Origin of the sequence: Paenibacillus sp. Marseille-P2973 (genome assembly GCF_018101095.1) — a bacterium.
Classification (GTDB): Bacteria; Bacillota; Bacilli; order Paenibacillales; family Paenibacillaceae; genus Fontibacillus; species Fontibacillus vini.
Map to the genome: position 1 here is coordinate 16992 of NZ_JAGQEH010000027.1, position 11193 is coordinate 28184.

An 11193-nucleotide genomic window follows, 5' to 3' on the forward strand; every position below is an offset into this window, starting at 1 on the left:
AATAAAAACCCCTCCTCGAATTCAATATAATTACATCTGAACGTTGAGCAAATTGCCGATCTTGTATACTACATCATCCGTATCCGCATTGATGCTGGCCGCCTCGTTAATGCTCGAAATGCTTTCAAGCGCTTTGATGTTGGCGTTGTACCCGATCGTGTAAATCGGGATTTTATAATTTTCAATCAATCCCCGGATATCTTTGAGCGAATGGCCTTCATTGGTCTCCCCATCGCTTAGCACAAAGATCAGCGGCTTCACGTCCGGGTTTGCAGCCAATTCATCCTGCAGCATTTTAATGGCTACCACAATGCCGTCAAACGTCGCCGTTCCCCCGCCGGCCTGAAGGCTGTTAATCGCGCCAACGAACATGGACTGCTGATTCGTGTCGTACTTCCCGATCGGAAGATTGATCGTTACATTGTCGGCGTAAGATACGAAACCGATGCTATTGTCACGTCCCAAATACTTTTGTCCCGTCAGTAACGATTCCTTCAGTCGATTCAGCGGCTCGCCGTCCATGCTCCCTGAGACATCCGCTACGAATACCGCGGCGATCGGTTTGTTTCCGTCCTTTTTCTCTTTCCACAGCTTCTGGGCGGAGGAGAGGAGGGTGCCGTCAACGGCCGGAACCTCGGAACGATAATTTTCAAGCTCGTTAAAGCCCTTGTCTTTAGCCAGCTTCTGATATTTCTCTTGCCCGGCAAAATCGGCGAACTGCTTGATGATTTCCTGTTTGTCTGCGGAGAGATCCCCGAGCGCATAGAGCGGGCTGTCATGTCTCACGCCAAAGGGGGTGAATACATATCCGCTTTTGAAGTCCGCTGCGTTGAGGTAGGTCTGGTACTCTAAAACAAAAGCATCCAGCATCCCTGTTTTGGCGGCTTCACGCATTTGCAGCGTAGTGGAGGCGATGAACGGTACGTTCGCCTGGAATTTTTCAAAACCCTGCACAGCTTTATCGCCAAGCAGGTCGGAGCTGTCAAACGTCCCGAGTGCAGTCACCAGGAAGTTCAATCCTGTTGAGCTGGCAAAAGGATCGGTGTAACCCATGGACAGTTCGTTGCCTGCGATCGCATCCGTAATGGTTTTGATATTGACGGAGCCGTAATTATCCACCAGTTCATCATATTTGGCCTTGCTCGATACGATGCCTGCGACATTCCCGACCAGTCGCTCCGTGACTAATTCGGCTTTGATTCCTTGAGCCTTGACCATTTCACCCCACAGCTCATTGGACGGAGTGAAGGCATCCGGAACATATTTGCCGGATTTGATGTAATCCGTCGCGGTCCCGGAAGCGATATTTCGTATCTTGACGGAGACCTGGCTTCCGTTCACCGTGATTTTCGCTTTGTTGAAGTCCTCCGCCACCTCGTTCAGCCATCCGTCGATTCCGGTGCCCGATTTTTCAGGTGAAGAGAAGATTTCCACAAAGCTGTCCGTCGTGTTCTCTACCGATATGGGAAACTTGGAGATATCGGGCAAAGAGTCGCCGACATTGACTGGATCCAGGTCGATCTGACCCTTAAGCGGTTCTGCAGAAGAGACTGAAATGTTTTTGTACATTTTATCCAGCTTTTTAGCCGCATCTTCGGTAGTAATCTCAGTCTGGGATTTGCCCAGATTAGACGTTAAAGTGATTCCAAAATAGACGAGCGCAAAAACCGCCGCAGCGATGATTGCCAACACCAGAAATGCCTTACCCTTCTTTGCCATTCTCATCTCCCTTTCATTGCTTATAAAATTTAGTTTGATTAATGAGTGCGTCAATTTCCTTCATGCAGGGCATATCCTCGATCTCTTTATAATCCGCGCTTCCCAATTGGGCCATTTCGAGCAGCAGCTTATCGAGCTTGAGTAAAATTTCTTCGTTTGCGCCGAGATACCCGGATACAAAGTCCAAATACTCGTTGTATAGCTTAGTCTTTTCCTGTACCAGCTTATTGGAGAACCTTCCTGAATTTTGCTCGGCGGCAAAGGCGGAAAATTCCGAAGCATCGAAAACGCCGAGTTTATTCAGAATGCCCCTTACATTAAGATAGAACAGCTTTTCGACTTCAAAAATGACGGATTTGAACTTCTGGTAGCTTAATTCGGTTGGATCGAATCGCTGGCTCAGCACATCCAGCAAGGTGTTCCTTTTCTTGTCGATTCTGTCCAGTTGATCCAAGGCAAGAAGGATATCTTTCTTCAGCACCTTGATATCCCTGTAATGATAGAGAGCGTTTATGTAATCCTCATGACTTTGTATGTCCTTTACGGGAGGAGGGGCAGAGGTCTTAAACAGCAAGACATAACTCCCATAAATAAGCACAAGGAAACTGATTACCAGCAAGGTTACGCCGAATGCGGTTTGGATCACGCTATCTCCACCGATCTGGACCCCCAATAACCCGGGTGATAAAACTACAATGTTCAGGAGCACCACACCGACAATTAGTCCTAGCAGTTTAAATAATCTCGAATTGTTCAAATTCACACCTCCCTCGATAGTACATAAAGTATTCCTGCCATTTCGCGCACGTTCAGATGACCGAAAGGCTCTTTGTGCTAATTTTATCAGATAATCACTGCGGGGTCCCAGATGTTTCTAATTTAGATCGATAAAAATGTTGCTATTTCTGAGTTATTACGGATGTACCATGGAAATTGTTTCAAAAATGTACGTTTCGGGATTCTCATGCTAATTCTTCCTGTTAGGTCAAAAGCATTAATTTTTACTATAAACCACCCTCTATAACTGCACTCTCCAAAATTTCTTTTATAATAGGTTTAATCATTAATGAATTGCTATATAAGTGACGAAAGAGGAGGACCAGAGATGAGCGAGGAGCTGGAGATAACTACAGGCTGGGATGCCATTGATCAAGAGGTGGTCAAGATCTATGGGGACCAGGAGCCAAAGCATTACGGAACGCTAATTTCTTATGCGTTGGGCGGGCCGGATCCCTTGGACGGAATTAGTGCGTATAAGGCGGAAGAGCCGGTTCCTCATTGGCATTTCGTGACTTATGGATTTACGGAATTGTACGAAAAAGAATCGGAGCATGCGGAAGACAGCGGATACGGCTTTGAATTGACTTTTCGACTGGTCCGGGACACCGAGGAAGAGGAGCCGCCAGGATGGGCGCTGAATCTGCTTCAAAATATGGGGAGATACGTGTTTAACAGCGGCAACGTCTTTAGAGCGGGGGATTATTTGGACGCTAACGGCCCTATATGCATGGATGCCGACACGAAGCTGACCGCGCTGGCCTTTGTGGAGGATCCACAGCTTCCGAATATAGATACGCCGAACGGCCGCGTGGAGTTCTTGCAGATGGTTGGAATTACGGGCGATGAGCTGGAGGCGATGCAGACCTGGAATACATTGGGGGTTCTCTCAACCGGACTTACGTATCTGCCTAAATACATAACCGATCTGACACGGGAATCGTTGCTTGAGGTTCCCGCCATAGCAGAGGAAGTACAGGCTGGAATGGAACGGGACGGCTCTAATACCGGTTTTCTGTTTGTTGACCAGCTCGGTTTCGAGCCGGGGAAAAAGGGACTCTTTAGCAAGACCCCGGCCACGTTGAAAATAGGGGCGAAGCAAGCCGAAATTGTCGGTAAATTGCTCCGGGGACGTATTTTGAAAGGCAAAAAGTTAAGTCTTGTCGGCCCCGACGTCCGGGTCGTATTCACGCCCGGGGAAGCATCGGGATATGAAACCGGCGCCGACAACGAAATCACCTTCAGCTTGGACGATAACGCGGCCGCGGAGCTCTCCGGCAAACTAATCCCCAAAGAGGGCCGGTTTGACCTGACCTCCTTAAAAGGAGTAGCCGTTCAAATATTAAAAACACATATTACCGATCAGGACGGAAACGTAGCTCATACGATCGGGTGAGGAGAAATCGAAGGGGAGAGTCACAAAAGGGCTCTCCCTTTTAATTTATCGCAATCTTTGTAACGAATTCCGGTTAGGCCGGTCATATAGTCGTGAGGATGTGAAGGCGTGGCTGATTTCGATTTTGAAAAGATCTATCATCTGTATTTTCGCGATGTGTACCAATTCGTGTATTCATTAAGCCGGAACGAGGCACTGTCGGAAGAAGTTACCCAGGAGACGTTTTTTAAGGCGCTGAAAAGCATCGATAGCTTTAAGGGCAACTGCAAGCTCAGCGTCTGGCTTTGCCAAATCGCCAAGAACACTTACTTTGCCCATCTCGACAAGCAAAAACGCTATGCCCCGGAACCGGAAGATGCTGTAGCAAGTGTGGGAAACCCGGAAGAAGCGCTGCTGAAAACGGACGAGACCATGAGAATCCACCGGGCGCTGCGTAAGCTGAAGGAACCTTACAAAGAGGTGTTTACCTTGAGAGTGTTTGGAGAGTTGTCTTTTGCTCAGATCGGCGGGTTGTTTGAAAAAAGCGAAGGATGGGCGAGAGTGACTTTTTATCGGGCGAAACAGAAGATCCAGGAACTCTTGAAGGAGGGGTCATGAACATGAACATGAATAAGAACAAAGTCCACGATGATATCATTAGAGATCTGCTGCCCTTGTATATCGATAAGGTGTGCAGCAAAGAAACCGAAGCCCTGGTTAAAGCCCATTTGGAGGCATCCGAGTCCCTCCGCGAAGAGCTGGACAAAATGCAGGCCGACCTGCAAATTCCAAGGGAAGAAGGGGAGTCAAACCGTAAAGATGTAGAGGCGATGAAGGAGATTTCGCGGTTTTGGAACCGTTCGAAATGGAGAGCTTTTCTGAAGGGAGCGGTTATTTCCGGATTGGCCTGCGGCGTATTGCTGTTAGGTTACGTCGGCCTATTCCGCTGGAACATCATTCCCGTTCCTTCCAATGTCATCGCGATCTCGGATGTCAGCCGGCTGGAGAACGGAAAAATAGCGTATCATATCGCTCTGACCGACGGGTATGAATCCAACTTCTCCAAATTCGAAATGGCCGATGACGGGAATGTTTATATTGTTCCTTACCGTCCCATCATCAAAACCAAGGCAAAGGTAAAAATTGCAGTAAGTTATTACAGTGCCATGAATGAAATGGACTATTTTTACAAGGAGAAATACGGTGAAGATAGAGAGATGGAGGCATTGTACTACGGCAAACCGGAGGACAGCATATTGGTTTGGAAAAAGGGGATGGAGGTTCCGGCTGCCGGCGATAAGGTGGAGGCTTGGTTTAACCCGCAGTAACCAAATTTAGGTATTTACTCATATTGCCTAGATAGAAAAAAATGGGTATAATCTCCCTGGATTATCTTGGATTTTAATTAATTAATTTTGGGAGGTTATTTCAACTTGAAAAATAAGGTTACGGTCGCATTGATAGCTTCAGCCATGCTGGGGTGTCTGGGGACAGGGGTTTATGCCGGTTCTAATTTGCAAGAGATTAAAGCTTACTTGAATCCCGGAATCAAGTTCAAGGTTGACGGCCAGCCCGTGCAACTGACGAACAGCAGCGGGGCGGTAATTACTCCGATCGTTTATGACAATAATACATATTTACCTGTCCGCTCCATCTCCAATCTATTGGGCGTTACCGTGAATTTCGACGGAAAGAGTAATACGATCGAGCTGGGTGAGCAAACCGAAGGAGTCTCCATCGCCAAAGGTTTCGATTCTTCCTATCATACCAAGGATCCGAAGGTGACGATTTATAACGGTAAAGATTACAAGGACGTCTTCTTCGATAATGGCAGCGGCACCCGCGGCAGTTCGTTCATGCTGTATCCGGAAGGAAAATACCAAAAGCTGTACATTCAGGTTGCGGCCATCGGAGAAGACCTGAAGGATTTTACGGTTCAGGATAGCGATACCGACACCGTGCTCAAACAACAGGATGTGAGAGTAGAGGACGGCCTGGTGACGATTGAGGTGGATATCTCCGGGGTTAAGGCGTTGTATGTCCGGGGAGACGCTCAGCGGGGCGGTTCCGTATTCATCCCGTTGACAACTTCTTACTATAAATAACACCGTGTTGAGGCCAAGGAGAAATAAGAGGTTTAAACTATTTAAGAACCGTCAGCGGAATATCCCTGGCGGTTTTTTTATCATATGCATAGGCACCACACTATAAAAATATTGGAATACTTTTCCTCCGCGTATACTTCCACTATAATTGTGTTATCAGTTACGGGGCGGGAAGCAGGTACATAGTGCGGAGACTATGAATTGTGAAGACCTGTAATTTGTGGAAACGTTTGCACTAATGAGTGGAGGGAAATCAAATGGTCAAAAACTGGATTTATAAGTTAAGTTGTTTGGGACTTGCCGCATTATTCATGTTAGCGCTCACAGGTTGTAATGAAAAACAGGAGCCAACCGCGGTCCAGCCTTCGCCAACCCTGAAGGAAAATGCTGCTCCTGATGGGACCAAAGGTACAGTGAGCATAGAAAAGCTTGGGGAACGGAGAATCTTTGTTTACCTGCCGCCTGGTTATGAAACCAGTGAAGACCGTTATCCGGTAGTGTATATGAACGACGGGCGGAATGTGTTCAATACCGGCACCAGCTCTTTCAACAAAGAGTGGCTGGTTGACAAGAAGGTTGACGAGCTTGTTAGCGACGGCAATTTGGAGAAGGTGATTGTAATTGCAGTCGATGCAGGTGAAGGCTCAGACCGGGGGAATGAATATGTCCCCTTCCCTAATGATTCTATCCCTTCGGATGGAAAAGGGGCGGAGGAATTTACCCGTTTTTTTCTTGAAACCGTTATTCCCTTTGCGGATTCAACATACAGAACGATCCCGGACAGGGACCACCGTATGATTATGGGATCGTCATTTGGCGGAGTACAGGCGTTCTGGATGGGGTATCACCATCCCGAGACTTTTTCGATGATCGGTGCGATGTCTGTCTCCACATGGGTAGCTAACGGACAAGCCTATGAAGAGTGGAGACAAGAAACCGGGAAGCCGGATGTGAAGATTTGGCTGGACATGGGCGCGGAGGAAGAAATGGCAATTGACCCTCTGGTGGATTTACTTTTGTCGAAGGGATTTAAATATGGACAGGATTTATTTTTTCTGATGGATCCTACGGGTACACATGACGAGATTTCCTGGTCCAAACGAGTACATAATCCGCTTATCATGTTCGCCGGAAAGACACCCGGTCAAGCCGTTAAGCTAGAGGTAAGCGACTATATGTCTATTTCATGGATGGAGGAACCTATTCCCCGCCTCAATCCGGTAGCTACTATGGACAATGGAATGGAATATTCCGTATCCTCCCAAGCCTCATATAAGGTGCTGAATCCCGAGGCAGGCCAGGTGGATCCATCAGGAATGGTGACCTTTTTGAAGAAGGAAGACTTGACTGTGGAAGTGACCTATCAAGGTATAACCCAGTTGTATGAGATAAGTAACGGGCAAAAATGAGGTAACCTGTCGACTAAGAAAAAGGCATCCTCCGGTTAATCGGAAAATGCCCTTCGCTAGCACTGGGCGGAAATCGGCGATTTCCGCCTTAACGCTCTTTCTTTAATAGCAGGTAAAGAAAATAAGGGGCACCGATAAAAGCCACCATGATCCCGGCTGCGATGCCGTTCGGCTCCGACAGATTGCGGCCAATCGTATCGGCAAGCAGGAGCAGCCAACCGCCGATCAGAATGGATACCGGCACAAACTGCTGATGTCTTGGACCTACCAGGGCTCTGGCGATATGCGGCGCCATTAGCCCGATAAACGAGATGCCTCCGGTAACCGAAACGGCCGAAGCCGCCAGAGCCACCGCAGACAATATCAGCAGAATCCGGTCCTTCTGGACCTTTACGCCAGCTCCGATCGCCGTGGGCTCATTCAAAGCGAGCAAATTCATGGCTCTGGACTTGAACAGTACATAAGGAACAAGAATAACCAACCAGGGAAGCAAGGCCAGAACAAACGGCCAATCCGTCCCCCAAACGTTACCGGCCAGCCATTTGGAGATAAAGTCTACCTTTGTCCGGTCTACCGAGGAGATGAGGAAGATCATAAGACCGGATAGAGCCAAAGAAAATCCTACGCCGGTAATGACCAGCAGGATCGGCTGAACGCCTTCCCCGCGTTTATAGGAGAACATATAGATCAGGATGGCGGTTACCAAGGCCCCGACAAACGCCACAAGTGGAATTACGTAAATAAAAGATTCAACATGGATCGGCGCAAACAGGAAAAAGACAGTGACGCCAACTCCGGCTCCCGCATTAATGCCAATGATCCCCGGATCGGCCAGATCATTGCGGGTAATGCCCTGCAGAATGGCCCCGGATAAAGCAAGCGCCATCCCCGACAGCAACGTAATCAGCATTCGCGGCAGACGGATCGAAAACAAGACGAAATGGTCTTCGAATGACCCGTGGCCGAATAGGGTAGGAAGTAACCTGTCATACGACACAGGAGACGAACCGATGCCAAGCCCGATCACGATTGTGGCGAGGGTAAGCAGAACGAGAAGGACGACGACAACGGGTTGTTTGCGAAGGAACTGAACGGTGTTCATGACAATGATCGCACCCCTTTACGAACAATGAACAGGAAAAAGGGTAGACCCAGTATGCTTACAATCGCGGCAACCGACACTTCAAACGGCGCATTGATCATCCTGCTCAGCGTATCGGCAAACAGCATAAAGGTGCCGCCAACGACCGCGGAAAGCGGCAGAATCGTTCGATAATCAGTTCCGGCGAACACTCGTACAAGATGGGGGATCATCAGGCCGATAAATGCCAGATTGCCGACGAGGGCGACCGCGGCTCCCGCGAGTAGAGTAATCAGCACGTAAAGCACAATTTTGACCCGCGTAGTTTTTAGACCAAGCCCGACGGCCGTTCCTTCATTCAGGCTAAGGATTGTAAGCTGACGGGACAGCAGGATCGCGGCGATGAGGGAAAGCGCGATCACCGGGGCAATCGCTTCAATTTGTCCCCAGGTTGTGCCGATCAGTCCGCCGGACGTCCACATCGAAACGTTCTTGGAAATTTTGTATTTAAGACTGATGCCATCCGCTACTGCGGCAAGCAGGGCCGAAACCGCAGAACCGGCCAGAACCATACGCAGCGGGGACATATTCTGCCGCCGTAGGGCGGCGATTCCGAATACCAGCATGACGCCCACGGCTGCGCCGATAAAACAGGCCATCATCGTACCGAAATAACCGACAGCAGGCATAAACGCAAAGGTAGCGGCCAGTGCTGCATTTGCGCCGGAAGTTAGGCCGAGCAGCCCGGGATCGGCGAGCGGGTTTCGGGTCAAGCCTTGCATGATCGCACCGGCAACGGCCAGAGCGGAGCCGACCAGGATGCCGCCAACTTCCCGGGGAAGCCTCAGTTCCCGAATGACGGAAATATCGTCACCTGTCGCGTTCGGGTTGCTAATGGCGCTCCAGATATCTGCGAGCGAGACACTTTTTGCGCCCAGCATGACCGCCAGGGCAAACATGACCATAAACATAATCAAGCTGACGAACAGCTTAAACGCAAAAGATTTTGCCGACTTTTGCGAAGGTTGATTCTGCATCACTATCATTATTTGGAGCCAAGCAGTGATTTCGTGATGAAATCGAGCTGATAATCAAGAGAATCTGCATCGTTGAAATAGAAGCCGGTGGCATCTACTTCGAAGACGCGGCCATTCTTAACGGCCGGAATATTCTTATAGGTGTCTGTTTGCTGGAAGGAGGCATCACTAGCCGGTTCTTTACTGTAAATGACGTAATCGCCCATATAATCCGGGAGAACTTCCAGTGACAAATCGTAATAGCCCTCTTTCGCCGTCATTTCTTTTACTTTATCCGGCATTTTCAGCCCCATCGCCTGATAGATGATTTCAGTACCGCGTCCCCAAGCGTCGCCGAAGGTGTACAATGCCTTGGAATCCCCTTCGATAATGGAGATGGTGCTGTCGGCTCCGATTTTGGCTTTAATTTCTTCGCCTGCCTTCTGGGCGCGTTCTTTGAAGTCGGCAATCCAGTCAGCAGCTTTCTGTTCCTGATTCACCGCTTTGCCGATCTCCAGAACTTGGGTCAGATAATCCACATTGTTATATGTATAAGTGACCAATGGAGCAATCTGCTTCAATTTATCGGCATTTTTGATATCCGATCCCGCGATAATCAAATCAGGCTTCGCGTTTAAGATGCTTTCCACATTTTCTTCTGATACTTCGGGGACATCCTTGAGTCGATCCTGGAAATTAGGGTTATTCTTGGTCCAGGAATCTGCGCCGGCAAGAGGAACGCCAAGTGCCAGGAGATTGCCTGCATAACCGGACAGGACGACAACACGCTGTGGATGGGCAGGAACCTCGATCGGGCCGTTTTCGGATTGGTAAGTAATCGTATCGGCGCTACTGTTCGCAGAGTTCGTGCTTACATCTGAAGTAGAACTGTTTGCGCCGCTATTGTTGCTTGTATTGTTTCCGCAGGCGCTTAATGCAAAGACTGTAAGGACAAGCAGAGGTAACAATAATTTCTTCATTTCCGGTAATCTCCCTCTCAAATTTATATCTTTGATATTGATAATCATTATCATTGTTAAACTTTAAATTCTCCTGCATAATTTGTCAATCCCCAAAATCGGACGGCGCACAGCGAGACCTTTCGAGGCCAAACTCGTATTAAACAATACCTGAAGCGAAAGAAGGGGGGCGGTCAGGTTTAGCGGGATAGGTGGGTCCGTGGTGTCTTTCTCCGCTAACGGACATGAGAGCCCTTAAACCACGCAAATATGCTGGTTTTGTAACCTAACGGACACCAGAGCCCTTAAGTTAGTAGAATGAGTCACTTTTGGAGCACGAGAAGGTGATTAAGGTTATCTGTGTCCGTTAGAATGGCGAATTACGTCTTTTTTATGATTTAGCGGCTCGTATGTCCGTTAAAATTGCGGAGGGGGTTGGGCCGCTTCAAACTACTCTACTGCCAACTGTTGCGCAGCTATTACGGCGATGATCAGATGAAGTGCATAATCTGGCCAGTTATGCCGGGAGATCTTCTCGAATTTGTTCCGGCTGAAAGCACAGCGGTAAAACCGATTGAACTACATAAGAAGTAGATTAATTATAAAAAGAAGAACCCGCCTCCAATAAACTGGTACCCTTGTCAAGGACACTTAAAAAAGAGAAGGCTTAGGCAACAGACAATAGATGATTCCTGTACTGAACAGGGGTCATCTTTTTTAATCCCCATTGATACCTGTGATGGTTGTAATAT

11 protein-coding genes are annotated in these 11193 nt (G+C 48.4%); 5 read left to right on the plus strand and 6 right to left on the minus strand.

Going from position 1 to position 11193, the window contains the following annotated elements:
* Positions 1 to 30 precede the first annotated feature (30 nt).
* Together KB559_RS24900 and KB559_RS24905 are read right to left on the minus strand one after the other, a co-directional pair.
* Positions 31 to 1719 carry a vWA domain-containing protein gene (locus KB559_RS24900; protein ID WP_211026217.1) on the minus strand — a complete coding sequence of 563 codons (1689 nt, stop codon included), beginning with the start codon at positions 1717 to 1719 and terminating at the stop codon, positions 31 to 33.
* Between the two features lie 13 nt (positions 1720 to 1732).
* A complete protein-coding gene (locus KB559_RS24905) occupies positions 1733 to 2482 on the minus strand; it encodes a hypothetical protein (RefSeq protein WP_306434210.1) in 750 nt (249 codons plus the stop codon).
* 342 nt (positions 2483 to 2824) lie between these two features.
* On the opposite strand from KB559_RS24905, the gene KB559_RS24910 reads away from it, so the two are divergent.
* From KB559_RS24910 to KB559_RS24930, 5 genes are all read left to right on the plus strand, one after another.
* Positions 2825 to 3892 (plus strand): suppressor of fused domain protein, encoded by a 1068-nt coding sequence (locus KB559_RS24910; protein ID WP_211026221.1) that lies wholly within the window; start codon positions 2825 to 2827, stop codon positions 3890 to 3892.
* A gap of 108 nt (positions 3893 to 4000) precedes the next feature.
* Entirely contained in the window at positions 4001 to 4489 is a 489-nt protein-coding gene (locus tag KB559_RS24915; RefSeq protein WP_211026223.1) for an RNA polymerase sigma factor, read from the plus strand.
* 2 nt (positions 4490 to 4491) lie between these two features.
* Positions 4492 to 5199 (plus strand): zf-HC2 domain-containing protein, encoded by a 708-nt coding sequence (locus tag KB559_RS24920; RefSeq protein ID WP_211026225.1) that lies wholly within the window; start codon positions 4492 to 4494, stop codon positions 5197 to 5199.
* Positions 5200 to 5304: 105 nt separating this feature from the next.
* Positions 5305 to 5976 (plus strand): stalk domain-containing protein, encoded by a 672-nt coding sequence (locus KB559_RS24925; protein WP_247682079.1) that lies wholly within the window; start codon positions 5305 to 5307, stop codon positions 5974 to 5976.
* A 257-nt stretch (positions 5977 to 6233) separates the two neighbouring features.
* Complete coding sequence (locus KB559_RS24930) at positions 6234 to 7385, plus strand: alpha/beta hydrolase (protein ID WP_211026227.1); 1152 nt, start codon at positions 6234 to 6236, stop codon at positions 7383 to 7385.
* A gap of 88 nt (positions 7386 to 7473) precedes the next feature.
* Here the strand turns inward: KB559_RS24930 and KB559_RS24935 are convergent, their stop codons facing one another.
* The 4 genes from KB559_RS24935 to KB559_RS24950 form a co-directional block, all read right to left on the minus strand.
* Complete coding sequence (locus KB559_RS24935; protein ID WP_211026229.1) at positions 7474 to 8487, minus strand: FecCD family ABC transporter permease; 1014 nt, start codon at positions 8485 to 8487, stop codon at positions 7474 to 7476.
* Positions 8484 to 9503, minus strand: coding sequence for a FecCD family ABC transporter permease (locus tag KB559_RS24940; RefSeq protein ID WP_211026231.1), 1020 nt, complete (start codon positions 9501 to 9503; stop codon positions 8484 to 8486). Before KB559_RS24940 ends, KB559_RS24935 begins: the two co-directional genes overlap by 4 nt.
* An 8-nt stretch (positions 9504 to 9511) precedes the next feature.
* Entirely contained in the window at positions 9512 to 10462 is a 951-nt protein-coding gene (locus KB559_RS24945; RefSeq protein ID WP_211026233.1) for an iron-hydroxamate ABC transporter substrate-binding protein, read from the minus strand.
* Between the two features lie 646 nt (positions 10463 to 11108).
* Positions 11109 to 11193, minus strand: an 85-nt coding sequence (locus KB559_RS24950) for an IS3 family transposase (RefSeq protein WP_211020181.1), incomplete at its 5' end; no start/stop codon positions are given.

What these genes read in the sequence shown, in the direction of transcription:
- KB559_RS24910 (WP_211026221.1), top strand. Translation starts at nt 2,825, where the DNA reads ATGAGCGAGGAGCTGGAGATAACTACAGGCTGGGATGCCATTGATCAA.
- KB559_RS24935 (WP_211026229.1), bottom strand. Translation starts at nt 8,487, where the DNA reads ATGAACACCGTTCAGTTCCTTCGCAAACAACCCGTTGTCGTCGTCCTT.
- KB559_RS24940 (WP_211026231.1), bottom strand. Translation starts at nt 9,503, where the DNA reads ATGCAGAATCAACCTTCGCAAAAGTCGGCAAAATCTTTTGCGTTTAAG.
- KB559_RS24920 (WP_211026225.1), top strand. Translation starts at nt 4,492, where the DNA reads ATGAACATGAATAAGAACAAAGTCCACGATGATATCATTAGAGATCTG.
- KB559_RS24930 (WP_211026227.1), top strand. Translation starts at nt 6,234, where the DNA reads ATGGTCAAAAACTGGATTTATAAGTTAAGTTGTTTGGGACTTGCCGCA.
- KB559_RS24945 (WP_211026233.1), bottom strand. Translation starts at nt 10,462, where the DNA reads ATGAAGAAATTATTGTTACCTCTGCTTGTCCTTACAGTCTTTGCATTA.
- KB559_RS24900 (WP_211026217.1), bottom strand. Translation starts at nt 1,719, where the DNA reads ATGGCAAAGAAGGGTAAGGCATTTCTGGTGTTGGCAATCATCGCTGCG.